Origin of the sequence: Streptosporangium sp. NPDC020072 (genome assembly GCF_040631445.1) — a bacterium.
In the GTDB taxonomy this organism is placed as follows: Bacteria; Actinomycetota; Actinomycetes; order Streptosporangiales; family Streptosporangiaceae; genus Streptosporangium.
In genome coordinates this window covers 50,668-76,976 of record NZ_JBEYAB010000025.1, presented here as the reverse complement: position 1 = coordinate 76,976, position 26,309 = coordinate 50,668, and the positions used below count along the sequence as shown (strand labels likewise).

Annotated in this window: 14 protein-coding genes; 8 read left to right on the top strand and 6 right to left on the bottom strand. The window is 74.4% G+C overall.

The genetic code is table 11. From position 1 onward, the window contains the following. Positions 1-58: 58 nt before the first annotated feature. A complete protein-coding gene (locus ABZ470_RS40260; protein WP_362918364.1) occupies positions 59-721 on the bottom strand; it encodes a GPP34 family phosphoprotein in 663 nt (220 codons plus the stop codon). A gap of 237 nt (positions 722-958) precedes the next feature. Here ABZ470_RS40260 and ABZ470_RS40255 point away from each other — a divergent pair, with 237 nt between their 5' ends. The 7 genes from ABZ470_RS40255 to ABZ470_RS40225 all read left to right on the top strand — a co-directional run bounded on the left by ABZ470_RS40255 (position 959) and on the right by ABZ470_RS40225 (position 15,286). Continuing rightward, entirely contained in the window at positions 959-1,561 is a 603-nt protein-coding gene (locus ABZ470_RS40255; protein WP_362918362.1) for a GNAT family N-acetyltransferase, read from the top strand. Positions 1,562-2,042: 481 nt separating this feature from the next. Continuing rightward, a complete protein-coding gene (locus tag ABZ470_RS40250) occupies positions 2,043-2,237 on the top strand; it encodes a hypothetical protein (protein ID WP_362771951.1) in 195 nt (64 codons plus the stop codon). Positions 2,238-2,439: 202 nt separating this feature from the next. Further along, a complete protein-coding gene (locus ABZ470_RS40245; protein ID WP_362918360.1) occupies positions 2,440-3,306 on the top strand; it encodes a DUF4132 domain-containing protein in 867 nt (288 codons plus the stop codon). Next, positions 3,303-8,255 carry a DNA-binding protein gene (locus ABZ470_RS40240; RefSeq protein ID WP_362918358.1) on the top strand — a complete coding sequence of 1,651 codons (4,953 nt, stop codon included), beginning with the start codon at positions 3,303-3,305 and terminating at the stop codon, positions 8,253-8,255. The genes ABZ470_RS40245 and ABZ470_RS40240 overlap by 4 nt, the downstream gene beginning before the upstream one ends. A gap of 163 nt (positions 8,256-8,418) precedes the next feature. Continuing rightward, the gene (locus tag ABZ470_RS40235; protein ID WP_362771957.1) at positions 8,419-9,636 is read left to right on the top strand and encodes an AAA family ATPase; all 1,218 of its coding nucleotides are present in this window, start codon (positions 8,419-8,421) and stop codon (positions 9,634-9,636) included. Next, positions 9,633-13,421: a DUF5682 family protein gene (locus tag ABZ470_RS40230; protein ID WP_362918356.1), complete on the top strand. Its 3,789-nt coding sequence runs from the start codon at positions 9,633-9,635 to the stop codon at positions 13,419-13,421. Before ABZ470_RS40235 ends, ABZ470_RS40230 begins: the two co-directional genes overlap by 4 nt. Beyond that, positions 13,418-15,286 (top strand): hypothetical protein, encoded by a 1,869-nt coding sequence (locus ABZ470_RS40225; RefSeq protein ID WP_362918354.1) that lies wholly within the window; start codon positions 13,418-13,420, stop codon positions 15,284-15,286. The genes ABZ470_RS40230 and ABZ470_RS40225 overlap by 4 nt, the downstream gene beginning before the upstream one ends. A gap of 8 nt (positions 15,287-15,294) precedes the next feature. Here the strand turns inward: ABZ470_RS40225 and ABZ470_RS40220 are convergent, their stop codons facing one another. From ABZ470_RS40220 to ABZ470_RS40200, 5 genes are all read right to left on the bottom strand, one after another. Next, positions 15,295-16,314: a hypothetical protein gene (locus ABZ470_RS40220; RefSeq protein ID WP_362918352.1), complete on the bottom strand. Its 1,020-nt coding sequence runs from the start codon at positions 16,312-16,314 to the stop codon at positions 15,295-15,297. Next, positions 16,311-21,035, bottom strand: a complete 4,725-nt coding sequence (locus tag ABZ470_RS40215; protein WP_362918350.1) for a hypothetical protein — start codon at positions 21,033-21,035, stop codon at positions 16,311-16,313. Before ABZ470_RS40215 ends, ABZ470_RS40220 begins: the two co-directional genes overlap by 4 nt. After that, on the bottom strand, positions 21,032-23,134 hold the full coding sequence (locus ABZ470_RS40210; protein ID WP_362918348.1) for a CHAT domain-containing protein: 2,103 nt from the start codon (positions 23,132-23,134) through the stop codon (positions 21,032-21,034). The genes ABZ470_RS40215 and ABZ470_RS40210 overlap by 4 nt, the downstream gene beginning before the upstream one ends. After that, the gene (locus ABZ470_RS40205; protein WP_362918346.1) at positions 23,131-24,387 is read right to left on the bottom strand and encodes a hypothetical protein; all 1,257 of its coding nucleotides are present in this window, start codon (positions 24,385-24,387) and stop codon (positions 23,131-23,133) included. The genes ABZ470_RS40210 and ABZ470_RS40205 overlap by 4 nt, the downstream gene beginning before the upstream one ends. A gap of 232 nt (positions 24,388-24,619) precedes the next feature. Further along, positions 24,620-25,348, bottom strand: coding sequence for a lytic polysaccharide monooxygenase (locus tag ABZ470_RS40200; RefSeq protein WP_352015762.1), 729 nt, complete (start codon positions 25,346-25,348; stop codon positions 24,620-24,622). Between the two features lie 508 nt (positions 25,349-25,856). Between ABZ470_RS40200 and ABZ470_RS40195 the strand changes: the two genes are divergently transcribed. Then, positions 25,857-26,132, top strand: coding sequence for an SAV_915 family protein (locus ABZ470_RS40195; RefSeq protein ID WP_352015761.1), 276 nt, complete (start codon positions 25,857-25,859; stop codon positions 26,130-26,132). The last annotated feature ends 177 nt before the right edge of the window (positions 26,133-26,309 follow it).

The following is a 26,309-nucleotide window of genomic DNA, read 5'->3' as shown; positions in this document are numbered from 1 at the left end:
GTCTGGAGAGAGGCTTTCTTTACGGCGGCAGACCGGCCTCGCCGCCGCCGTCACCGCCTCAACCGCCGCCTCCGCTGCGCGGGCTCGGTATGGCGCCGCCCAGCACGGTGCTGGTGTCACGCAGGTCCTCGGCGAAGGCCAGCACGGCCCCGACACCGCGGGCGCGGTCCTTGCGTTGCTGCCAGCTCAGTCTGAGGCCGAGCTCCCCGGCGAGCCCCGCGCCGTCCACGAGGTCGCTCAGGAACAGCAGACGCTCGTCAAGCGGGGCCCGCTGGTCGTAGACGGCGCGTAATCGGGCGATGAGCGAGCCACGGGCCGACGGATCAGGATGGTGACGTTCTCCGGCCAGGAACCTGCCGGGCCGGTGGCGTAGCAGGCCCAGCTCGATCAGCGCGTCGCGGTGCAGGGTGAGAGCCGCGCGGCGGCGATGGCGCAGCCACTTGTGCATCCCCGAGCCGGACTGCAGCGCGTCCAGCAGGTCGTCGGCCCAGCCGAGACCGGTGCGGCCGACGTCCAGCAGCTCGATCGTGCCGCTGAGGCGGTAGACCTCGAAACCGAACAGTTCGGACTTGCGGACGCGTACCCGCAGCCTGCGGCGCAGCGCGAGTTCGCCGAGCTCAGCGGCGGCGCAGCCGTAGGCCACCTGCTCGGAGTCACGCACCCTGCCGGACTCCTGGTGCGCGAGGAGCAGGAACTCCTCGGGCAGGGACAAGTGCCACATGGGCTCATTATGTGCCGTGGAAGATCGCCGCGAGGCTCAGTGCGCGGGCGGGGCGCGCGACGGTGAGGGCGGAGGTGCGAACGCGCCGAGTACCAGGGCCCTCCTGGCCGGATGCCTGCCGTGTTCCGCACACGGCGTCCTGTGACATCGAACACCGCGCGTTGTCACCGGAGGTCGGTGATCAGTAGGTTCACGCCACCGGGGATTGGGCGGGAAGGGGTTGCTGAGGTGCTCACATTGGCGGCGGTCGCCGAAGACCCGCTTGTCCTGACGCGTCGCCTGAACCTGAACGACGGTTCGGAGGTCGTCTTCCGGCCCCTCGTGCACGCCGACGCGGAGCGTCTTGCAGGCCTCCTTGAGGAACTGTCCGCCGAATCGCGGCGACTGAGTCCCTTCGACGGGTACGACCTCGGGGCTGCCCGGAAGCTGTGTGACGCGATCGCGCGTTACGACAAGCTCAGGCTGGTGCTTGAGGACGTGTCGTCCGGCAGGATCGTCGGCCTCGTCGAATTCAGTCTCGATCTCCATCCGGCGGACATCGCCCGCTATAGGGAGGCCGACATCCACCTGGAGGCGACGGACTGTCGCTTCGGCCTCAGCCTGGCCGACGACTACCAGGGGAGGGGGGTGGGGACGCGGATCTTCCCTCTCGTCGTGGATGTCGCACAGCGTTTCGGCAGGAAGAGAATCATCCTGTTCGGCGGCGTTCTCGCCGACAACCCACGTGCCATTCGTTACTACGAGAAGCACGGCTTCCGGCTGGTCGGCTCCTTCACCGGGAGGAACGGCGCGCGGTCGTTCGACATGATCCTGGACCTTCGTCCGCCGCCAGGCCGGTGACGCCTTCGCCCAAGCTTCGCCGGCGCGAGCGGTGGCTTCGCCCGAACCGGCTCGCCGTCGGCCGTTCGGCTGTCGCTCAAGGGCGGAGTTTCACAGAGCGGTTTCGCCACCCCGCCATCGGTGACGGTCACGGGTTTTGACCGGCTCCTCACCGTCCGCCATATCGGAAAGTCAGGGCGGTGTTCATCGGGCGCCGACGATTTCCGGTCAAAGGTAATTGGGCACGATTTCGGCCGGTGGCGACCGTATGTGAATGTGTTTCGCCTGGCGGTAGTGGCCGTGGTCGCCCGGGGCCGGCCGGATACCGGCCGTGACGGCGCCCGAGAGGTAGGGATCCGTGTCACTTCGGGTAAGCGCGTGAAACAAACTATGTATGACAGAAATGTCTTTTATTTACTAAGTCTCGATAAATGGTTATTTTAGGTGTTGAGCCGGTTTGTGGTGGACGGAAACAGGGAGACGGGGCGCATGGGGGAGTCCGGTGACCAGGACGATCCGGTTGGTTTCGATGTTCGGCATCTCGGGGGACGACGGCGCGGGAAACCGGGCCGTCCGGCCGGACGCCGCCTCCCGCACGCCGGTGACGGGCGGCTTCGGCAGCGGTGACCCCCTGAACCGCGACCGCCCCCGGCCCTTCGTGCCCGGGGGCCGGAGGCCGGACGCCCGGCACTCCTGACAGGGGACGGACAAGGACCCCGCGCGGCGCACGCGCGGGCACGGGCCCCGGCGCGTTCCACACCGGAAACCGGGGCGTACGGCCGACGTGGCAGGCCGTCGAGTACGGGATTGTCGGTGCGGGGCATTAGCGTTCCGCGCATCACCGTCACAGGTACCGATCCCTGAGGGCGGATTCGTGTCGTGTCGAGAGGTGGGGAGCGTTGGGCTGGCTGTCGGCGGGCGACGGGTACGAGGTCGCCCTCGTGGAGGGCCGGGTGGTGGCGAGGTCCACCTCCGGAAAGGCTGCGGGAAGGCAGCTGAAGTCGCTGCCGAAGCAGGTGCGCGAGCACCCCGAGGCGGAGCGGCTGCGCCGTCTCACCGAGTGGCTCGACCGGCACGCCGCCGCCTGCCTGGCACAGGCCGACACCTGGATGGTCTCCTCCCTTCCCGTCCCCACCGGCCTGGTGGCCGCGGTCTGGCCCGACGAGGCCTGGCAGTCGGTGCTGCGCGACCTCGTGGTGGTCGGCGACGACCCGGAGGAGGCGGGCTTCCTGCGCGACGTCACCGCCACGGGCGAGCTGCGGGTGGTCAACCTCGACGGCGAGACCGTACGGCTGTCGCCGCTGACGGTCACCCTGCCGCACCCCGTCCTGCTGCCCGACCTCGACGAGCTGAGGGAGTTCGCCGCGGAGCTGGGCATCGTCCAGCGCGTCGAGCAGATCCACCGGGCGACCTGGTCCAGGCCCGCCGAGCCCGCCGACCGGGTCGCCGAGGTGACGGAGTTCTCCGGCGGCGGCTTCGACTCCCGGTTCGGCCTCGCGGCCAGGGCGGCCTCGCTGGGCTACCGGGTCTCCGGCGGCTACGTCACCTGCGCGGCGCGCGACGCCGGGGGCGTCACCGAGGCGTCGGTGTGGATCGGCGAACCCTACTGGGACGGCGAGACGGAGACGGGCGGCCTGACCTGGCAGGGCCACGACGGCAGGAGACTGTCGGAGCGCGAGGTCGGCCCGGTCGCCTGGTCGGAGGGGATGCGGATGGCGGCGGCCCTCTACGCGGGGCGGACGGTCGAGGAAGGAAGAGACGCGTGAACGGGGACATGCCGACTGAGGGCGCCGCGACGGCGACGGGAGACGGGGCACACGAGCTGCTCGACGCCGGAGCCGTCCTCCTCCCGGGGGCCGACGGCGGCGACGAACGGGCGGTCGCGCTCACCGCGCGCCCCTACCGGCACCCGGGGCTCGACGGCCGGGTGGTCGTCCGCCTGGTCACCGAGGACCTGGGGGTCGCGGAGGACGCCGCTGCGGGCTTCCTCGGGCTTGAGGCCGCGGGTGAGCCGGTCGTGGTCGGGGTCGGCCTGCGGCGCTCACTCGGCTTCCCCGAGTGGGTGCTGGTGCACCACCCCCGCGACGGCCACCACGCGCTCGCCGTCGTGCCCGAGCTCGAACGAACCGCCAGACAGGCAAGGACGAAGCCGAAGGCCGCCCTCGGCGCCTACCTGCGTCTGGCCGCACAGCTCGCCGGATCGGTCCCGCACTTCCTGCCCACCTTCTTCGAGGAGGCGGGCCGGGCCTTCCTCGCCGCGGAGAGCGTCACCTACGCGGCGCAGATGTTCGGCCAGGCGCGCAGAGCCGAGGCCGAGCACGGCCTGCCGGTCGACGAGGAACGCCTCGACGCGGTCTTCCTGGAGTTCGCGCTCGCCGGGGCGCTGCCGGTCAAGGCGCTGTCCGGATACGCCAAGGAGCTGGCCGCCAGGGTGCCCGCCCAGGAGGCGCTGCGCAGGTTCCGCGGCCTGTGCGTGCGCCGTACGGCGGGCGGTTTGGCACCGTCGACCCAGATGGCGGGCGACCTGCGGCGCCTGGCCAAGGCGGCGGGCAGGGACGCCGAGGCCGAGGAGCAGGACTACCTCGCCGAACTGCTCGGCCTGCCCGCGACCGCCGGGGCTCCGCTCGGCTGGTGGAAGGCACACCGCTCCGCCCTGGTCGCCCTCGGTGCTCGGGACGCCTCCGTGCGCGGGGCGCTGCTCAACCTCATGCCCCGCGGTGACGAGCGGCAGCTGCCCGCCCTCTGGCTTGAGATCCTCAAGGAGTCGGGGGCCGACGCCGGCCTCGGCGAGGGGGAGGTGACCCCGCAGGAACGGCCCAGCGACGGCGCCGCGGGCTGGCTCAGGCGCTTCCAGCGGCTCTGGAGCCCGGGCTGGCAGGCGGAGCCGCGCCTGATGGGCCTGTACGACCTGGTGGAACAGATCGCGGGACGGCTGCGCGCCGAACTGGCCGAGACGGGCGAGAGCCTGACGATCAAACTCGACGTCGACCTGCTCGACCTGCTGCTGGCCCAGCGGGTGCCGGTCGCCGCCCCCGGAGACGACGCCGCCCTGCTGCTCGAACCGTGGGCGCGGGGCGAAGGACAGCGCGACCTGCTCGCCCTGGCCGCGGATCCTCGCTTCACCGCGGCCTTCGACCAGGCCGCCGACCGGTTCCGCGACGACGAGGACGGCAGGCGGGCCGTGCGTGTGCTCGCGGCCTCCCCGGGCGGCAGGCCGATGCTGGCCCGCTGGATGCGGGCGGTCGCGGGCCGCTCGTTCACCATGGGCCTGCCGCAGCTGCCCGACGCCCTCAGAAGGCTCACCTGGCTGCCCGCCGAAGGCCTCGTCCTGGCCGCGGAGGAGGTCGCCGCGGTCGCGCGGGCGGACCTCGCCGCCGAACTGGCCAGGACCCTGCGCGGCGGTCTCGTCGACGAACTCGGCTGGCCCGCCTGGGAGGAGGCGATCGCCGCACTCGTCAGCCCGAAGGACCTCGACGAGATCGAGGTCGCCGACGCCTGGCCCCACCTGGTCGTCTCCGGCCCCTCCCAGGCCAGGGTCATCGGCACCGAGGGCACCGTGCTCGTCCACGACCTGCGCAGGCCGCCCGCCGACGTCTACGGCGACCCCGGCTTCCACTACGTGGACGGCGAACTGCTGGTCTACTGGAACGCCTACGGCGCGGGCGACCAGCTACGCGGATACTGGCACTCCTCAGCCGGGTCACTGCGCACCCTCCAGGGACGGGCCGGGATATGGGCGCTGCGCAACGATCTGGTGACCCTGCCGTTGCCCGGTGGCGGCCGGACGACGGGCGCGGGCGTCATCCACCAGGGAGACACCGTCGTGCCCGCCAGGAGCAACCTGATCAGCGACGGAGCCTCCTTCTGGGTGCCCGACCAGCAGGGCGACGGCTGGCGTGAGTACGACCCGGTCAGCGGGACGTACGGCAGGCCCGGGCTTCCCGGCTTCCTCGCCGACGCCGTGCGCTCGGCCCCGCCCGGCAGCGTGTTCGACGGCGGCTGGCTGCTGCCCCTCCCCTCGGCCGAGGCGACCCCGGTCGCCGTCCCGGTCGGCGGGCTGCTCGGCTGGCGGGTGGTCCGTCTGCCCGGCGGAGGACTGCGCGGAGAGGACCTCGCGGGACGCGTCGTCACCCTGCCCGGCGACCGGGAGACCCTCTCGGGCGCCGTGACCTTCCCCGGGGACGACCGGCCGCGCGCCCTCGTCGAGAGCTACCCCAGGATCAAGCTCGTCGATCCCGAAGGGGTCGTCGTCGCGGCCGTGACCGTGGGCCGGGAGCCCGGCATGTTCGCCGAGGGCACCGCGATGCTGCCGCCGCCGCGCTACTGGCGCTGCCTGCGTCCCCGCGACCCCGAGGGCTCCCTCGCGCTGCGCCGGATCGACACCGAGACCGCGGTCGCCCTGCTGAAGGCCGCCGTCTGCGCCGAGTGCGAACGGCAGGGACAACCGGCCCAGGCCGTGCGGGAGGAACTGCACGCGCAGGTCCGCGCACTGCTGCCCCAGGTCAGGGACGAGGCGCTGATCGCGGGAATCGCCGGGGTCGCCCGGTTCGCCGCCACCCAGCAGATCACCCTGGACGCCGTGGCGACCAGGCTCGACCGCGCCCTGGCGGGCGGCCACGAGGACCGGGCACCGTCCGGCCCCCCCGACCAGGTGCTCGCCCGCGCCCTCAACGGCCTGGGAGTCTCCGGCCCCTGGTGGTACGGCAACGCCTCCCACGACTCCTTCCATCAGCTGAGGACGATCGGCGGGGTCCTGCGTTCCGCCTCGGCCGACACGGTCCCCGAGGAGGGCCCGGCCGCGGTCCAGGGCGTCGCCCTCCACTTCGACGGGCCGCGGCTGCCGGAGACCTCCCTCAGATGGGAGCCCCTGCTCGACCGCTGCGCCGCCGTCGCCTACCGTGCCGTCTCCGCCGCCTTCGAACCCGGGCACACCGAGGCGACGCACGACCTGCTCCGTGAGATCGGCGCGCTCGGCCTCGGCTCCGCCGCCGAACCCGCCGTCTGGCGCCGCATGTCACTGCACCTCGACGACAAGTGGCTCGTCGACGAGGGCGGTAACCGGCGCGAGGGCACCTGGTGCGGAGTGCTGCCCCTGCCGGACGGGGCCTTCATCGCCTTCCAGAACAACTCCCTCGACAACGGCGGCTGCGACTTCACCGCGCTCTTCCACGACCCGTCCGGCCGCTTCGACGTCCCGCCGCCCTACACCGCGCGCCTCTCGGCACCGGTCGGTGAGGACCGCGAGGACGGCTGGATCGACGGGCTGCTCGCCCTGTGGGCCGAACACGGCCCCGCCCCCTGGCGGCCGGAGGCCGCGGAGGAGTTCGCCCGCCTCACCGGTGTCACCCTGACGACGGCCAGACTGGTCGTCGCCGGCCTGCCGTACGTCGACAGCCACGACCGGGGCTTCCTGCCGTCGGCGGTGAGGACCGGGCTCGGGCTGAAGGCCGCCGACGCCGTCGTCGCCAGGGACGAGCTGCGCGAGCTGGACGCCACCGTCCGCAGGCAGGTCGTCGCGGCGCTGCTGCCCGCCGACCTCGCGACGCTGTGGACGGACGGCCCGGACGTCGCGGCGGCGGCGCGGGTGTGGAACGAAAGGGTCGGCAGGCGGGTGGCCGTCCCCGAGTGGATCGTCTCCGAGGCCTCCCGCGCGGTGCGGACCCCCTGGGAGCCGAGCCGCGCGCTTCCCGCGCTGCTCGACCCCGCCTCCGCGCCCGAGCTGAGCGGAGACCTGCGCTGGCGGGTGTACCGCGACCGGGTCTCCCCGATCGAGGAGGGGACCGTGGGCTTCACCGAGTCCACGCTCGTCAGCGTGGTCGCCGTGATGGCCTGGCTCGCCCACCGGCTGCCCGCGGGAGACCCGGTGCGGGCCGTGCTGCCCGCCGCGCTTGCCACGGTCAGGGAACGGCTGGCCAACCCCGACCTGATGCTCAGCCTGGGCCGCTACGTCAACCTGCCCGGCTTCAGGAAGGTCGCGGGGACCCCCAGCGAGGTCGCGGACGGGTGGGAGCGCTACGGCGCCGTGATCATGGCCACCCACGACAACCAGCCCGCTCCGGGCATCAGGATGGCCCTGCTCGACGCCTCGGGGGAGGACCCCTACCTGCCCGCCCTGCGGGCCCTCGCCGGGGAGGCCGGGGCGCCGTTCCCGGTCGAGCTGGCGCTGCGCGCCGCCAGGGACACACGTTTCGAGGCGCTCCTGGCCGACCCGGGCGACCCGGCCGCGGGGGAGCGGGCGGCCGACGGCACCTGGTGGCCGCAGGACCCCTCCCGTTCGGCGCCCGAGCTGGTCTCCGAGGCCGTCGCCGAGTACGGCATCGGCGCGGACGCGGCCACGCTCTACCTGATCCTGCTGGCGATGCCGGACCCCACCGACAGGAACGTCGCCCGGTGGACCGGCTGGAAGCCCGCCCGGCTGAAGGCGGCCCGCACCGAGCTGGCCGCGACGGAGCTGGTGGTCGAGGCCAGCCGGGTCAGGGCGGGGCGTTCACTGTTCCTGCCGGGCGCCTGGACCGACCTCAGGACGCCGCGCCTGCCGTTCGAGCAGTGGAAGGCCCCGCTGTACGACCTGATCAGCGGAGAGAGCGCGCAGCTCGGGGTGGTCGTGCCCATCGAGCCTGCGGCCGCCCTCCACGCCAGGGCGTGGCGGCGCGTCCGCGACGGGGACGTCCCCCGTTTCGAGGAGCTCCGCATCCGGCGCGGCAGGCGCCGCTGAACCCCATGACGTCACGGCCCGGGCCTCTCGCCTGAGTCCCGGCCGGGATCGACGGCGGGGGCGCGGAACGACCCCGGGACGGATGCCGAAGCCGCCCCCGCCACCGCACCATCCACACGACACGTCCCTCCCGAGGGGCGCGAGACCCGAAGGACCTCCCTCCATGACCACGACGCGACAGGCGGCGCCCGCCGCGACCTCGGACGGGGCTCCCCCGGCCAGGCAGGCACAACCGGCCGAGGAACGCCACGCCACCGAGCTCGCCTTCCTCGCGGCGTACGACGACGGCCCCCGCCCGCCGGGCTGGGCGCTGACCCCGCGGGCGGTGGTCACGTTCATCTGCGGCAGCGGCGGCGAAGCCCTGGAACTGCCGAAGGGGCGCCGCTCCGGCGCCGGCGTCACCACCCCGGGCGACGGCCAGGCGCCGCCGTCCCGGCTCGTGGTCGAAGCCAAGTTCGTCGGTGAGCGCGCCCTGGTCGAGCGCTGCGTGGTCACCCTCGCGGGCGAGCGCGGGCTGCTGCTCGTCGGCGAACCGGGCACCGCCAAGTCGATGCTCTCCGAACTGCTCGCCGCCGCCGTCTGCGGCACGAGCGCCCTCACCGTGCAGGGCACGGCGGGCACGACGGAGGACGCCTTCCGCTACGGCTGGAACTACGCCCTGCTGCTCGCCCAGGGGCCGAGCCCCCAGGCGCTGGTCGCCTCCCCGGTGCTGACCGCCATGCGCTCCGGGCGCGTCGCCAGGGTCGAGGAGATCACCCGCTGCCTGCCCGAGGTGCAGGACGCCCTGGTGTCGATCCTGTCCGACCGCCGTGTCAGCGTGCCCGAACTGGCGGGCACCCCGGACGCCCAGGTCGCGGCGGCCCCCGGCTTCACCGTGATCGCCACGGCGAACCTGCGTGACCGGGGTGTCTCCGAGATGTCGGCGGCGCTCAAACGCCGGTTCAACTTCGAGACCGTCAACCCCATCGCCGACCCCGAGGCCGAGGCCGCCCTGGTGCGCGGCCAGGCCACGGCCGTGGTCGGGCGGGCGGGCGCCGCCTTCCGCGTGGACGACGCGGTGCTGGACGCCCTGGTCACGGTCTTCCGCGACCTGCGTTCCGGCCGTTCCGCCGAGGGCTGGGACGTCGAGCGGCCGGGAACGGTGATGTCGACCGCCGAGGCGGTGCAGGTCGCGGCCTCCCTGGGGGTCGCGGCCGCCTACCTGCCCTCGGGGGACGTCCTCGACCTGGTGCCCGGTCACCTGCTCGGCGTGGTCCGCAAGGACGACCCCGCCGACCATTCGAGGCTGCTCGGCTACTGGGACGGCCCGGTACGGCGCCGTGCCGAGGAGGGCTCCGCGATGTGGCGCCGCCTGTGGGACCTGCGGGAGAACCTGCGTTGACCACCGGAGAAGGCCGGGGGAACGGGGCCCCCGAGGACACGACGGACGCCTTCCGGGAGCCGGAGAGCGCTTCCCGGGCGGCGGGAGGCTTTGGAAGGGCGGCCGACGGCCCCCGGCGGGCCGTCGACACGCTGGCCGCCTGCGCCCGGCCGTACCTCCTGGGGGTCCGCCACCACAGTCCCGCGCTGGCGGCGGCCGTGCCGGCGCTGCTCGCGGAGGCCGGGGCCGAGGTGGTCTGCGTCGAGCTGCCCGCCGACTTCCAGCCGTGGCTGGTCCACCTGGCCGATCCGGCGACCGTCGCGCCGGTGGCCCTGGCCGGGACCGGGCAGGACGGCAGACTCGGGTTCTACCCCTTCGCCGACTTCTCCCCGGAGCTGGCCGCCGTCCGCTGGGCCAGGCAGCACGGGGCCGAGGTGCTCTGCTGCGACCTTCCGCTGTCCGCCCCGGCCGAGGCGCGGGAAGGGACGCGGGACGGGGCGCGCGTCCCGTCCTCCCGCGACCAGGCGGGCCGGGCCGGCGTCGCCGCCAGGCCGGGTTCCGAGGAGCCCGAGACCTCCGAGCCCCCCGGAACCCCCACGGACCACGGGGACGCCCGGGACACGGCCCTCCCGATGGGGAACGCGTTCGCTGACGGGCTCGCCGCCTCCTGCACCGGCAGGCAGGGCGACGACATGTGGGACCGCGCTGTCGAGGTGCTCGCCCCCGGCTGCTCCCCCGAGGAGGTGCGCCGGGCCGCGCTCGGCGTCGGCTGGGCACTGCGTCAGGACGCCGAGTCCGCCGGAGGCGTGCCCCAGGCCGACCTGGCCCGTGAGGCGCACATGCGCGAGGTGATCGCCGGGGCCCTGGCCCGTGGGGCGCGGGTCGCCGCGGTCGTCGGCGCCTTCCACGCCCCCGCGCTGCTCCTCGCGGATGAGGAACCCGGCGCCGTGGCCTCCGCACAGGGGCAGGCCACCGCACGGGCGGAAGAGCACGCCCGCGCCGCCGCACGGGTCCCCGCCCCGGAGGCCGTCCCGGCCGCGACGTCGCTGGTGCCGTACGCCTTCGACCTGCTCGACTCCCGCTCCGGCTACCCGGCGGGCATCCGGGACCCGCGCTGGCAGCAGGAGGTCTTCGCGGCCGGCGGAGACCCGGACAGGGTCAGGGACGCCGCGGCCCGCGCGATCACCGGCGTGTGCAGGAGACTGCGCGAGGCCGGGCACACCGCGGGCACCGGAGAGGCCGTGGAGACGCTGCGGGTCGCCTGCGACCTGGCGCGCCTGCGCGGGCTGCCCGCGCCGGGCCGGGGAGAGATCGTCGAGGCGGTGACCATGGTGCTCGGCCAGGGCGAACCCCTGGGCCGGGGCAGGGCGCTCGCCCGCGCCCTGGAGGCCGTCCTCGTCGGCGCCGAACGCGGCAGGACCGCCCCGGGCACGCCCCGTTCCGGGCTCGGCCCCGCCGTCGAGGCCGAACTGGCGGCGCTGAAACTGCCCTGCCCGGACAACCCCGACGCCAGGGAGGTCCGGCTCGACCCGCTCCGCTCCGACCTGGACGGCCGCCGCGAGGTCCTGCTGCAACGCCTCCTGGTGTGCGGGGTCGGGTACGGCAAGCAGATCGAGGTCACCGGGACGGGGGACGCCTCCGCGCTCACCACCCGCTGGCGGCTCTCATGGACCCCCTCCGTCGCGGCCCTGCTCGACCTGGCGGGCATCCGCGGTGTCACCGCGGAGCTTGCGGCGGCGGGCACCCTGCGTGAGAACTTCCGCCGGGAGTCGGCGGAGGGCGGTCCGACCTGCGAGCTGATCCTGACGGGACTGCGCGCCGCGGCCGTCTGCGACCTGCCCGGCCTCGTCACGGACCGGCTTGAGGACGCCGCGGCCGTGCTCCCCGCGACCGCCGGACTCCCCGACCTGCTACGGGCGCTCGACCTGCTGGAGGCGCTGCGGAGACGGCACCTGCCGGGCACCACCCCGCACAGCAGACAGCAGGCGGCCGAACTGGCCGCGACTCTGCTGGACGCCGCAGTCCGCGCGCTGCCCGGCCTGGTCGGCAGCGACCGGCACGAGGACGCCGCCGCCCTGGTCGCGCTCGTGACCCGGGCGGGCGAGCACCGCCTCAGCATGCGCATGGACGACGTGCTCGCCACCCTGGCGAAGGAGGGGTCCCCGCTCATGCAGGGGGCGGCGCTCGCCGCCAGGGTCCTGCTCGACCTGGACGAACCGCACACCCTCGGCACCCGCGCCGCGGGGTGGATCGACACCGCGACCGGTCCCGAGGGGCGTCACCGCCTGTCCCGCCTGGTCACCGGACTGCTCACCGCGGCCGGGCCGCTGCTGCAGTCGGCGACGCCGGTGTTCGAACCGCTGCTCGACCGCGTCGACGGCCTCGCCGACCGTGAGTTCCTCGACCGGCTGCCCGCCCTGCGCGGAGGGTTCGACACGCTCACCCCGGCCGCCCGTGACCGGCTGCTGCTGGCGGTGACCGACCGGCTCGGCGACCGCATCGACCTGGCGCTGGGCGCGCCACCGGCGCTGCTCGCGCTGTGGACGGCGGCGGACGCCGCCGGGCTGGCCGCCCTCGGCGCCCTCGGAGTCCCCCTGCCGTCTCCGGGCCCCGAGGAAACGGACACCGGAGACGAGGGGCCGCCGACCACCCGAGACCCCGGCACGCCGTCACGGGCGGCCCGGAGGCTCACCCCGGCCGACAGGTGGCGTCTGCTGCTCGGCAGGGAGACCGGACGGCTCCCCGAGGACGCCCGCCGCTACGCCCACGCGCTCGACGAGCTGTACGGCGGAGGCCGGGGAGAGGGGGCGGACGACCTGACGGCCGGGCAGGGCGGACAGGCCGGTGGCCAGGGGGCCTCCTTCCCCGGGGCCCGCGAGTGGGCCGCCGAGCTGGACGCCCTGTTCGGGCCCGAGGTCCGTGAGGAGGTGCTGGCCAGGGCCGCGGACGAGGGCAGGACCGACGTGTTGTCCGTGCTCGACCCGGACGCGGTGCGCCCCTCGGTGGAGCTGCTGACCTCGGTCCTGTCCCTGGCGGGCGGCCTGCCGGAGCAGCAGCTGGCCAAGCTGAGGCCGCTGGTGCGGCGCCTGGTCGCCGAACTGTCGCGCGAGCTCGCCACCCGCCTGTGCCCCGCGCTGACCGGCCTGTCGACGCCCCGGCAGAGCCGCCGCCGCAACGGCAGGCTCAACCTGCCCGCCACCCTGAGGGCCAACCTGGCGCACACCCGCAGGAACTCCGACGGCGGGTTCGTCGTCGTCCCCGAACGGCCGATTTTCGACACCTCGGTCCGCAAGGAGGCCGACTGGCGGTTGATCTTCGTGGTCGACGTGTCCGGTTCGATGGAGGCCTCGGTCGTCTGGTCCGCGCTGACCGCCGCCGTCCTCGGGGGCGTGCCGACGCTCTCGACCCACTTCCTCGCCTTCTCCACACAGGTGATCGACCTGACCGGCCAGGTGGCCGACCCGCTGTCCCTGCTGCTGGAGGTCCAGGTCGGCGGGGGCACCCACATCGCCGCCGGGCTCGCCCACGCGCGGTCCCTGGTCACCGTGCCCAGCCGGACGCTCGTCGTCGTGGTCAGCGACTTCGAGGAGGGCTACCCGATCGGGGGCCTGCTCGGAGAGGTCCGCTCCCTCGTCTCGTCGGGAGTGCACCTGCTGGGGTGCGCCGCGCTCGACGACACGGGGGCACCCCGTTACTCGGTGCCCGTCGCCCAGCAACTGGTCGCCGCGGGCATGCCCGTCGCCGCGCTCAGCCCGCTCGCCCTCGCCCGCTGGGTCGGCGACCGCCTCAGAGGAGAGAACCGTTGACCCCGCCCGCCGTACGGCTGCCGCAGGTCGAGCCGCACGTGGCCGCGACCGCGGTCGAGAACCTCACCCCCCGGCTGCGCAGGAGACTGGAGGAGGCGGTCGGACGTTGCGCGGGCCTGCCCATGACCCAGGAGCAGGGCCGCGTCTCGGTCAGCTGGGGGGAGGACGCGGTGGTCACCCTCAGCCCGGCCGGGACGGGCGTCGTCACCGACCCGGCGGCGGCGCTGTGCAGCTGCCTGCTGGCGCCGCGCTGTCTGCACCTGGCGGCCGTCCTCAGCGCCTGCCCGGTCGCGGAGGGAGGCTCCGACGGCGACCCGGTCGCGGCGGCGGCCGAGCCCGTCCTCGCGGAGACACCCCAGGCCGAGACAGCCCCGGCTGAGACACCGCAGGCCAGGAGACCCGTTCAGGGACAGGTCGCGGCGGCGGCCGAGCTGTGGGCCGCGGGCACGGCCGTGCTGGCGGCCGGGGTGCCGGGAGCTGGGGCGCTGCTCCAGGCCGAGCTGCTCAGGGCCGCGCACACCGCCAGGCTCGCCGGACTGCCCAGGGCGGAGGCCGCGGCGCTGCGCGTCGTCCGCGGCGTGCGCGCCGCCCGCGAACGCCAGGACGGCCACCGCCTGTCCGACCTGGTCTCCGCGCTCGGCGACCTGCTGCTGACCTCCGGCAGGCTCGCGGCCTCCGACCCCGACCCGGCTCTGGTCGGCACCGCCCGCCGCGCCTACCGTCAGGGTGAGGGACTGCGCGTCTACGGGGTCTGCCGGGAACCGGTGATCAGCGCGACCGGCTACGGCGGGGTGGTCACGCACCTCGTCACCGAGGACGGCCGCTGGTTCTCCGTCGCCGACGTCAGGCCGGGAGGACCGGCCCGCGCGAAGGGGGCGGGCACGGCGGCCGTCGCGCTCGGCTCCGCGGCCCTGAACCACGCGCAACTGGCCAGGGGAGGCCTGCTGATCTCCGGCGCGACGGTCTCCCCCGAAGGGCGTCTCGGTTCGGGCAAGGGCGTCAGGGCCACCTCCGTCACGAGGCCGTCCTGGTCGCAGGGGCCGCTGGCGGCGCTGTTCTCCCGGCCCCTGGCCCAGGCGGCGGACCTGAGGCTCGCCGAGGAGGCCTGGCGTGAACCACGGGAGACGGACGAGACGAACCGGCCGGTCGGCTGCGACCTGATGATCGTCGGAGCCGTCGGGGAACTGCTGCTCGCCCGCGAGCTGTCCCCCGGGGGAGCGGCGCAGGACGGGCCGCTGATCCGCCTGATGGCCGCGAGCTCCGACCCCGGCCTCGCCCACGTCGCCAACCTGCGGCAGCTGGCCTCCCGGCCGGGGCTGCGGGTCAGGGTGCTCGGACGGCTCGACCCCGACAGGGCGGCGACCATGCGCCCGCTGGCGGCCGGGCCGGTCCCGGGGGAGGGTCCGACACTTCGCCTGCCCGCCGAGTGGCACGGCCACGCCGATCTCGGCTACGACCGGCTGAGCGGTTCCCACCTGCCCCCTCGCGAAGCCTGCGCGCAGGACGGGCCGGCCGGGGACGAGGCGCCGGGCCCCGACCCGGTGACCGGCTCACCGCTGTGGCGGGTGCGCCGCCTGGTCGAGCTGGCCGTGACCGGCGGCAGACGGGCGCTCGCCGAGTCCGCCAGGGGCGGCGACTGCCTCGCCCAGCGGGCCTCGCTCCGCCGGGCCGGCTTCGGCACCGCGGCGGAGCTGGTCGGCGCGCTCGGCGCCGAGGCCGACCGCCGTGCCCGAGACGTGTTCGGCCGCCTGACGGACACCGGGGGCGACCGGTACGCCTGGGCGTGGCTGGCCGCCGCGCTCCACCTGGCCGCCACCGAACGGGCGCTGGTCAGGGCCTCCTGGCAGCCGGAGCGTCCCGGCTGAGAAGGAGGTCAGGCGAGCAGGTCGGCCAGGCGCAGGCCGTCCAGCTCCGGGGCGTCCCGTGACGGCAGCCGCAGTGCGAAGGCCTCCTCAAGCGAGCGTTCCCCGCCGGGAACCACCCCGAGCCGCCTGACCTCGTCGATCTCCCCGGCGACCAGCGTGGCCACCCGCTTCCTGTCCAGCGGCGTCAGGTCGGGCGAACACCAGGCTCGCACCACGGCGTCGGAGCGCAGGTCCCGGAACGTCTGGGTCTCCCCGCGCCGGAGATACTCCTCCCCGGCGCGGTCGATCAGCTGGGCCAGCTCGGGGAAACGCCAGTCGTCCCGCTCGGCCCTGCACTCGATCCGCAGCACCAGGAAGTCGGCCCCGACGGGGGGCCTGCCGTCCACGAGCAGCCTGCCGTCCTCGATCGACAGCGTCCCCGGCGGCTCGGGAGAGTCGATCACCACCAGGTGCCCGGCGCGCACGGTCCTGACGCCGGAGCCGGAGACGCCGGGCACGGGCGCGACCATGGTCCAGTGCACGCCGAGAACCGGCTGTTCGCCCAGGTCGCCCAGGATTCTGTCGATTCCCTCGGACACCTTGGTCGCGAGGGTCGCGGCGGCGGCCAGCGGCGGCGCCACCAGCCCGGCCAGCCCCCCGGCGATCTGTACGGCGGTGCCGAGCGGCCCCCTTCCCGAGACGCGGTACAGGCCCGCCTGCACCGTCACCGTGCCCCCGCCGTACGGCAGCAGCGGCGTGATCGGCTCGCCGAGCGTGACGCCGGGGGCCATCCAGGAGGACTGCCCGGCCATCGTGGTGAACGCCAGCGGCTCCCCGCCGAGGAAGGACAGCGAGACCCCGCCGTGCAGCGCCGGATACTGGTCGGCGGCCCAGCTGCGCCGGTCGGCGAGAAACCCCTCGGCGACGAACAGCCGGACGTATCCCTCGTACGGCGCCGGCGCCGTCGCGCCCTCCTCGGGGACGAATCCGACGGTGATGTGCTCCGAGGCGGCGTGGAACCAGGATTCGATCCGCTGCCACATGGTCATCCGGGGGTGTCCTCTCCTGTGAAGGTGGTCGGCAGGAAGAGCAGCACGTCGCAGACGGCCTCCCGTTCGCCGCCCGCCTTCCCGACGAGGGCCCGCAGGTCGCGCTGGAGCCGCAGCAGGTGCCGGGGAAGAAGCGAGGCTCCGTGCCCGGAGGCCCTCGACTGCACCAGGGACACGGCCTGGTCGGCGACGGTGTCGGGCAGCGGAGGGACGACGAGCACGGCGCGGGTGCCCATGGCGAGGAGTTCCCTCGCCATGGCGGCGAAACGGCCACGCTGCTCGGCGAGCGGCGCCGGGGGCCCGTCGACCGGGTCGGCCTGCAGGGCGACCAGGGTTCTCGTCCCGGCCTCCATCGACATCGGGCCGAGCAGTTCGGACCGTCTGCCCTGGAGGTCCCCGTTGAGGCGGATCCGCGGTCCCGCCGCCGTCGTCACGGCCGTGCCGACGACGTGCAGCAGGGAGAAGGACGTCCGGCGCACCACCTGCCCGTCCGCGTTCCGCTCAGGGACGGGCGGTTGCGCGGGCGGCGCGGCGGCGCCCCGGAAGACCCGGGCGTGGGGCGGAAGGCGTGACTCCCAAGGCTCGTCGTCGAGAGAGGAGGGAAGTTCGAGCCGGACGAGGGACCGGAGACGATCGGCGAAATAGGGGCGCTGGAACCTCCACATGGCGAACTCCCCGCCGTCGGGGGACCCGCTCCAGGCCACGTCGGCCCAGTCCGGCCTCCGGTTCCGCAGGGACCGGCGGCCGACGACGCGGATCACCGCGCGACGGTGCCCGACGCCCATGACCGTGACGACGAGCATTCGGGGGATCAGCCGGTCCAGGAGACCGATCGTGCCCACCGGCACACGTCGTTCCCAGCCGGAGGGCAGCACCAGGACGACCGCCGCGGTGAACGGGACCAGGGCGGACAGCAACCGCAGGACGGACGGCAGACGGTCCGTGACGGGAAGCAGCCCCGCCGCGAAGGCCAGCGCGAGCAGCGCCACGACGGCCACCCCTCGTACGGCACCGCCGAACCCGCCGACGGCGAAGGCGGAGGAGGCCCCGGGGGACAGGGGAGCCGAGGCGGCGAGGTCCAGGGCCAGCTCCGGCAGGTCGGAACCGGTGGCGGCGGGGTCCTCAAGCAGGCCGCGCAGGTAGGCGATCCGTTCCGGCCAGCCGGAGCCGGGCGGGAGGTCCACATCCCCCAGGGGAAGCGCGTCCAGGACCGCGACGGGAGGACGTTCGCGCGGGCCGCCGACACGCACCCGGGCCAGCAACGCCAGGATCCGGGCCTGAAGCGCGCCACGCCGGTCGTACGCCCTGTCGAGCAGCGCCGCCGCCTCGTCGAGCATCGGCCCGGCCAGGTCAGGGGAGCGCAGGGCGAGCGTCTCGGCCTTCTCCAGCAGCCGTCTGCCCTCGCCTCCCGGTCCCGGGGGCGGCACCGGGGGACGAACGGCCGGGGTCTCAGGGTTCCCGGCGTACTCCTCGCAGGCGGCCAGCGTCAGCTCCCAGGGGATGCCGGGCTCGGCCGTGGACGGCGGACCCCAGGGCCGGCCACCGGCCAGGGAACGCCTGTCCTGGCACTGCCACCAGCCGTACCAGCTGCCCGCCTCCTCGGGCGAGGCGGGCCGCGTCCCGGTCACCAGCGTGAGGGTGATCCAGGCCTCCGCGCGCACCAGGGGCGTCCCCGAGACGGCGAGTGAGGCCAGTTCCGGACAGAGGGCGAGCGACCTGACGCGGCGGCAGGCCCGGATCAGGGCGAGCTGGCACTGCTCGACGGTGTCCGGGTCGTCTCCGGCGGCGACCGCCGCCTCGACGCGCCCGCGCAGCAGTTCCGCGGCCCTGGCGGGCTCACCGAGGGTCAGCCACGCCTCGGCCACCTCGGCCACCAGCGGCCGTACCCGGTGGTGCTGCCACACCGACGCGCGTCTGGTCGGGGAGTAGGCGTCCAGGACGGTCAGCGACTCCAGGACGTGCGGGTCGAGCGGCCGTCTCCCGTTGTGGACGCGCACCCGCCAGGAGAGCAGCCGTTCCACGTCGATGTCGTCGATCGGGGCAGAGAAGGCGTGCCACGGGGTCTGGAGGTCGTCGTGCTCCTCAAGCCCCGCCGTGACCAGCCGCCACACGAGCAGGCAGCGCGCGTCCAGACGCCGGGGGACGCGCCAGTCGGCCCAGGCGGGGGCGGGCGCGTCGCCGGGGGAGGCGGCCGCGACCAGCGCCAGGGACAGGGCGGTGGTGTTCCCCTCAGGGGCGTCCGGCAGGGGTCTCCGCACGGCGGGCAGGGCGGCGGCGAACGCGTGGGCCGCCAGCCGTCCGGCGGTCTCGCGATCACCGTGGTGCAGGGCGAGCAGGGCACGCTGGGCGGTGACCGCGGCGGCGATCCCCGTCCGCGCGGCGGCGTCCGGACGCCTCTCCTCGGCGCGGTCGAGGCCCTCGCCGATCCGCCGCAGGTCCGCGTCCCGCAGGACGGACCAGTCGCCGTGCCGCATCCACCCGTCGAGCGCGGCGACGAAGGAACCCTCGGGGGCCGCGCGCCGGGCGACCACGCCGGGCAGGACGTCGCCGAGCGGGACATCGGCCCCGGACGCGGCCAGGCCGAGAAGGGCGCGATCGGCGAGCACGACGGCCTGGGCCGGATCGGGATGCCCGGGCGCGTGCTCGGCGACCCGCCGCCACAGCTCGCCGGTGCCCCCGGTCCCGGTGTGCGTCCTGGCCGCCGCCTGGGTGGCGAGGATCGCGGCCAGGATCGACGGCCCCGGCTCCCCGGCCCGCGGCGCCTCCTCGGCGGCGGCACGCACCGTGACCTGCTCGGCCCACGGCCAGGCCTCCTGCGTCGCGGCCCTGTTCTCGACCCTTCGCCAGAAATCCGCCGCCTCCCCGGCGGGCAGCAGGCGGACGGCGGCCAGCACGGTCGCCGCCGAGACCTCGGACAGGACGGGGGCGGTGTCGGCGACGGCGGCGGCGTCCCGGCCGAGCAGGTCCCTCCTGAGCGGGAACCTGCCCGGGTCCGCGGCCGTCACGCGGCGCAGGCGGATCCTGACCTGCTCATCAAGCTCGACCACCCGGGGGCGGCCGTCCCGTCCCGTCTCGGTGACGCGTGCCCACTCCTGGGCGGCCAGGCCGTCGAAGACCGCGTCGGGGTCCAGGCCAAGGCGCAGCAGGGCCGGGCGGACCTGTGCCCGGTCGAACCTGCCCAGCTCGGCGGCGACCGCCAACGCCCGGGTCACCCCCTGGTCGGCGAGACGGCCGATGATCCGGTGCTCGACGTACGGATCGCCCTCGGCGTCGCGCAGCCGCAGAGGGTCGAGCCCGGGTTCGCTCAGCGCCCACTCGGTGTAGGCGGCCAGGTCGAAGGGGTTGAAGACGTCCCCGTTCACCGACCGGGCGAGCACGGCGGACCTGAGCGGCGGCGGCACCTCACGGGCCGTGAGGTAGTCGTCCGCCTCGGCGCGGGTGAAGCCGTGCGTCCTGACCACCCGCAGGTACGGCCTGGGCCGCAGCAGGGGCCCCGCGGACGTCCCGGTCTCCCCGGTCTCCCCGGTGGCGTCGTACGGCGTGGCGAGCCACCGGCGCCCGGCCAGCAGGACCCGGATCGAGGGCGCCCGTTCGCGCAGCCGTTCCAGCAGGCCGAAGGTCATGTCGATCGCCGGTGCGGGCGCCCCCGGCGGGTACAGCTTGGCCAGCTCCTCGCAGGTGTCCAGCACCAGCACCACCGGAGCCGGAAGTTCCCCGACGAACCGGGCGAAGGCCCTCACCATGTGGTCGAGCATCGGGGCCGCCCTGCCGGACAGGCGCCTGCCGCGCGCCAGCTCCTCGTGCAGGCCGGTGACGGAGTCGACGAACCTGCGGTGGGCGTTCTCGGCGTCCCTTCCGGCGCCGAACCCCAGCAGTTCCTCGCCGAGGGCGAGCAGGATCTCCCCGGGACGGTCCTGCGGATAGCGGGGGTCGAGGTGGTCGAAGTCGACCCTGGCCACCGGAACGGGCGCCGGCCCCCGGTCCCGGGCGTAACGGCCGGAGGCCAGGTGGCGCACGACCATCGTCTTGCCCGTCCCGCCCGCGCCCAGCAGGTGCAGCGCCCAGTACGGCGGGTCGTCGCCGAGCAGGTCGGCGAGGGCGGCCTCGATACCCGCGCGAGGCAGGTAGTGGCGCAGGAAACGGGCGTCCTCGGCCTCGCGGGCCGCGCGGTCGACCCGGCGCCGCGCCCGCCGCGCGGCGCCGGCGAGCGGCTCGCCGAGGACCTCACCGAGCATCCGGGAGGTCGCGACGAGCTGGGCGGCCTCGCTCACCGCGCCCGACTCGACGAGGCCGGAGACGTCCGCCATGAGCGTGGCGCCCGAGCGGTCCCCGCGGTAGACGGTCGCGGCGCGCCGCCAGTCGCCCAGCTCGGCGAGGCGGTACGTCAGCTGGAGCAGCTCTCCGGTGACCTCGTCGAGCAGCCGCCCGTGCGCCTGGCGCAGGTGGGAGCCGAGTTCCGGCCGCCTGCTCGCACGCACCCAGAACGCCTCCCGCCCGGTCGGCAGGGTCCGTGACTCGACCAGTCCCAGGTCGTCGAGGTCGTCGAGGAACCCGGGCAGTTCCTCCTCGGGGGCCAGCGAGAGCCGTACGGCCAGCTCCGTGGTCCACTCGGGCAGCAGCACGAGCCTGGCCAGCCGGGCCGGGTCGAAACGGCCGAACTGCTCGGCCCGCCACGCGGCGGCGTGCCGTTCCAGCTCGGCGCCCAGGTCGGCCGGGTTCACGGCTCGTACCTCAGGCCGTGGGTTCGGGCGTAGACGCTCCAGCCCTCGGTGTCGTCGTGGGTGAGGAACACCTTGTGCAGGGCCAGGAGCTGCGCCATCCGGTACAGCTCGGTCTTGATCAGGCCGGGACGCCCTTCGAGGTGGAGCCTGAAGCTCTCCCTGAGCACCGCCGGATCACTGCCCGGCGCGGCGTAGTAGGCCAGGCGGAAGCGCTCCCTCGGGTGCCACGGCTGCAGCAGAACCCACTGGAAGCCGAGCGAGGCCTCCTCGTCGGACAGCGGTTCGAGGTCGTGGAAGGCGCACCACGGCATTCCGGCCTTCTCCTCGCGGAAGCTGCGCAACGGCGGGCACTCACCGAGGGCGGCGGTCGCGACCACGGGGACCGGCCTGGCGGCGGTGCCGAGACCGTCCGGGGTCAGCAGGTCGAGCAGCCCCTGCGAGGGCTCCGTCCAGCCCAGGGCCCCGACCCACAGGTGCAGCGCCTCCGCCAGGACGACCACGCGGGTGTGGGCGCCGAACGGCGGACCGAGCGTCTCCGCCGCACCGGCCAGGTCGGCCAGGTCGGCGGCGAGCAGCGTGTCGACCGCGCTGGGCGCGAGCGGCGCCGCCGCCGTGGCGAACCGGGCGACCGCCGACTTCACCCGCTGCCGTGCCACCGCCTCGTCCTCGTCAGGACCGTGCCGTCCTCCGCTCCGCGGCGGTCCGGACCGCAGGGACCGCAGCCGTGGCACCGGGAGCGAGAGACGCTCGCCCGTCCGCACGACCTGCGCGAGGACCTCCCCGACGACCTGGCGCAGACTGTGCGGCGCGGACTGGACGTCGTTGAACGGCGCCAGCAGCAGGGGGAGGTGACCCGCCTGCAGCAGCCGGAACCCGATCTCCCTGAGCAGCCGGGTGCCGCCCATGCCGCCGAAGGCGCCGCCGCTGGTGACGCCGAGGAAGGTCCGCTCGCTTCCCGGCGCGATCAGCCCGTCGAGGGTGTCGAAGATGGGTCCCCTGCCGACGTAGGCGGGTCCTTCGAGGAGTTCGAGCCTTCCCGCCATGCTCCTGGTGCGGTTGACCTCCCCGGGATCGACGGCCCTGAAGTCCGCGGGCAGCGTCTCGGCGAGGAACAGGGTCGGCATCGCCCAGTCGAGACGGTCGTCGGGGTTCGGCTCGCCGAGAAGGGCGGCCCTGCGCCCGTGCGCGGCGGCCTCGGCGACCGCGTCCCCGTGCAGAAGCGCCTGGACGAACCGCCGGGAGAACAACCGGCACGCGTACTCGGTCACCTCCCCGGCGACGGCGACCACGATGGGTACCCCGCCGCGCACCAGGGTCTCCACCAGCCCCGAGGTGCGGTCGAGGCCGCCGTGCGCGCCGCTGTGGCAGACGCTGAGGACGGCGGCCAGCGGCGGGGGAGCGTCTCCCGAGACCAGCGCCGAGGCAAGGCCGCCGCCCCTGGTCCACTCACCCGCCAGCTCGACCCAGGTCTGCCCGTCCACCGGGTCGGGCCTGCCGTGGGCGACCAGGTGCACCAGGTCGGGCCGGAGGGACGCGCAGCGCCGCCGAAGCCGGTCCGCGGTCGTCTCCTCGGAGATCCTGGTCATCGCGAGCCCCTGCGACTCGCACTCCCTGACCAGGCCGAGGAACATCGCTCCCGGGCGGATCACCGGGTCGGTCAGCTTCGCGCCGGAGGCGAACAGGATCCTGGGCGTTCCCCGCACGGTGCGGTGCCCGCCGGGCCCCGGGGCGGGGATGAGCCGGGTGACGGCCACGAGCAGGCGGGGGTGGGCGGCCAGCGGGCCGTCCTCGGTGTACATCGCCTCCCAGATCAGGGGTTGCAGTTCCATCGGCAGCCGCAACGCCAGCTCGATCCCCCGGCCGTTCCCGGTCAGGCCGGTGACCGCCCGCCAGACGGGACGCAGCAGGGCCTCGAACAGCGCGGTGCCGTACGAGCGGGCGTCGGGGCAGGCGGCGGCCCTGGCCGTCAGCGACGGCCCGGCCCCGCGTTCCAGCGGATAGGAGACGGCGCCGTCGTCGCAGGGCAACGGCCTGCCCTCGTGCAGGACCGTCACCGTGTTCTCCGGACCGGTCACGCTGACGAGCAGCCGGGCGCTCATCGCGTGCTCCCGAGCAGTCGTCCCGTCAGTTCCTCGGCCAGCCGGGCGACCGGCGGTCCGGTGGGGGAGGCGCCGAGCCTGCCCGGCGGGCCGCACCGGGGCAGGTGTCGCAGCAGGTTGGCGTGGAGCGCGGATGGAGCGGCCGGGCCCGCGTCAACGACCGTCGCCGCCGCCGCGAGGAGCAGCCGCGCCGAGTACGGCTCCGCCAGGCGGGGCAGGAACGGGTCGGATCCGGCCAGTGAGCGCGCCTGCGCCCGCACCGTGCCCCGTTCGGCGAACCACCCGGGGGACAGGCCGCTGAGCTCGACGAGCGTACGGCCACCGGCCCGCAGGCCGAGCAGCGCTCCGGCGGCCCCGGCCAGCCCGGGGGCTCCCGCGCCGCCGAGGCCCGCCTGCCTGGCGACCTCGGCCATCAGCGCCAGCCGTACCGGGAGGGGCGGGTAGCCGCCGTGGGCCCGTGTCAGGGACTCGGGAGGGCCGTGGCCCAGTTCCTCGACGATCCACGCGGCGGCGGGGCCGAGCATCAGGACCGAGTAGGCGTCGGCGAAGGACTCCAGCGCCCAGCGGCGCCACCTCTCGTCACCCGTCGCCTCGGCGAGGGCGTCCCTGCTGGCGTTCTCAAGCCCGGGGTCCAGGTCCTTGTGCACGTGGTGGCCGACCTCGTGGGCGGCCAGCGTCAGCCACCACGCCTGGACGGCCGTCCACTCGGGCAGGCAGACCACCGGGACGGGCAGCCGTCCGACGAACTCGGCGACCAGGGAGTCGGCGGGCAGGCGCAGGTCGGGCGGCACGGAGACGCGCGGAGTCGCGAAGGCGTCGAAACGCGGCTCGACGTAGGCGAGCGGCCCGGTCGGCGGCTCACGCCCGAGATCCTCGAACGGCTGCCGCCAGCAGCTGAGCACGACCTCGTCGGCGCAGGCCAGGATCCCGGCCAGGACGGGGTCGCGGCGCTGGTCGTACTTGGCGGCGTACCAGTCGAACAGGCGCCGGATCGTGAACACGGCCCCGTCGAGCTCGCCGCAGCGCCGGTAGGCCTCCCCCGAGGCCGCGCGGGGGTCGATCGCCTCGATCTCACGGACGACGGCGCCGAGCATCCGCGACAGGACCCCGTCGAGCACGTCGAGGTGGCCGGTGAAACGGTGGAGCCGCCGGTCGTCGTGGCCGCGCCGCATCCAGCCGCCGATCTCGTGGCCGAGGCGCAGGGCCGTGGTCGCAGACCGGTCCAGCCTGGCCCGGACCCGCTCGGGATGCACAGCAGCAAAATATGCCGGGGGAACGCGTTCCCGGGGCCGGATGGAAATTCGTGACCGGGTCGTTGCGGGTGCCCTCGCCCGCCCGTTCTCACCTGCCGGGAAAAACCCATTTTGTGCCGTTATTTCGGCTTTTGGGTGTGTAAATGGCCTTGCTTACGGGGCTCTGGAGAAAAAGGGAACGGACCCGCGTCCTGGTGAGACGCGGGTCCGTCCGAAGAAACGACCAGAGGGGTCAGATCTTCTGCCAGAGGCTCGGCACGTTCGCCGGCTCCCAGCCGGGCAGGGCGGTGTGGCCCTGCAGGCAGCGGTAGGTGGAGCCGCCGTAGGTGACCTGGTCACCCGCGCGGTAGGCGGTGCCCGCGGCCCAGGTGCCGCCGGGGTTGGAGGTCGGGGTCACCGTCGGCGTCACCGTGGGGGTAACGGTGGGCGTGGCGGTGGGGGTGGGGTCGGGGTTACCGCCGCCCACCTGTACGTCGACACACGCGTAGAAGGCGTTGCCCGTGTCGGCGATGTTCCAGATGGCGAGGACCTTCTGGCGTCCGGTCCTGCCACCCAGGCTGACGCTGTGGGAGACGGTCGAGCCCGGCTGCCTGCCGCCGTCGTTGAACGAGGCGATCTTGGAGCCGCCGATGAAGTACTCCCACGTGCTGGTGGCGTGACGCGCGGTCAGCGTCCAGGTGAAGTTCACCGTGTTGCCGACGCTGGTGACCGGCCACGCCCTGCTGTCGTCGTCGAGCTCGGTGAAGCGGGAGCCGCCGCTGCACTGCCTCGAACCCTTGGGGGCCTCGACGCTCTGCGGCTCGTACTTGACCTGCCCGCAGGAGATCTTGCCCTGGGCGCAGAACGCCTGACGGCTCGGCGGGGAGGAGATGTAACCGTGTGCCTCGGCAGGAGTCGCCATGAAGACGGTGGTCACCATGGCCAGTATCGAGGCCGATGCGAGGGTTGTCGTTCTCCGCATGTGGTGCTCCTTTGCTGGGGGGTGACTCCGAATATAAAGGAAAGTTTCCTAACAGTAAATCCTCGTGTGGAGTGAGGCCCGGGACGAGGCCGTGACGGGGAGCCGTCACGCGGGGGGTGCTCGCCCCGGGCCGGGGGAGTGTCACGAGGACAGGAGTCCCGCCTGGGAGAAGCCTCCGCCTTTCTCACGTATGTGCAAGGGGTGTTGAACGCTCGTTGAGTGCCGGTTAAGGGATCGTTAAGGGAATCGGGGAACGTTTCGGGGATAGCCGGGAAACCCCTGGGTGGCGCCGGTCGCTCCCGCCGTCCGGTGTGCCCCGGGCGCGAGCCGTACGGTCCGGCGAAGTCAGGCATCCATGGCCATCTCGGGATCTTCCCTGTCAAAGGGTTGTCAGAGATGGCTCTGCGGGCGTAAGAATCCCGTTTGGATCACTTTTTCCGATCGATGGCCGCCATAGCGTGCTTCTCGCGCGGCCACCGCGCCTCGCTACCTGAAGGAGAAGGAGTCCATGGAGATCTCGCGCCGGAACGACCCCCCGCTGCTGGTGCCCGTACGCGCTGGCCGGGGGAGCCTGGCCCTGCGCCTGTTCCGGACGGCGACCGGGGAGAGGACGGCGGTCGCGTTCACCTCGCGGGACCGGCTCGTCCGGGCACTCGGCGACGGCCACGCCTGGATGTGGCTCACCGAGCGCGCGTTGCGGAGGATGCTGGAGGACCTCGGCGTCAGCGGCATCGTGATCGACCCCGCGGGAACCGAGGGAGACCCCAGCCTGCAGGCGGCGTGAGACGGGCCCCGCCCGGAGGTTCCGGGCGTTTTCCCGTCGCTCTCCGCCGGGCCGACACGGGAACAACGGGGAGGGCGGCCGAACGGCCGCCCTCCCTCACGGATCGGACCGCCGGGTCCCGGAGACGTCAGGGCGTCGTCCGCCCGGCCTCCCGGATCCCGCGGGGGCGAACGGGGA

Coding starts and splice junctions, on each gene's coding strand:
- ABZ470_RS40220 (WP_362918352.1), bottom strand. CDS start 16,314: ATGACCATGTGGCAGCGGATCGAATCCTGGTTCCACGCCGCCTCGGAG.
- ABZ470_RS40210 (WP_362918348.1), bottom strand. CDS start 23,134: ATGAGCGCCCGGCTGCTCGTCAGCGTGACCGGTCCGGAGAACACGGTG.
- ABZ470_RS40260 (WP_362918364.1), bottom strand. CDS start 721: ATGTGGCACTTGTCCCTGCCCGAGGAGTTCCTGCTCCTCGCGCACCAG.
- ABZ470_RS40200 (WP_352015762.1), bottom strand. CDS start 25,348: ATGCGGAGAACGACAACCCTCGCATCGGCCTCGATACTGGCCATGGTG.
- ABZ470_RS40195 (WP_352015761.1), top strand. CDS start 25,857: ATGGAGATCTCGCGCCGGAACGACCCCCCGCTGCTGGTGCCCGTACGC.
- ABZ470_RS40235 (WP_362771957.1), top strand. CDS start 8,419: ATGACCACGACGCGACAGGCGGCGCCCGCCGCGACCTCGGACGGGGCT.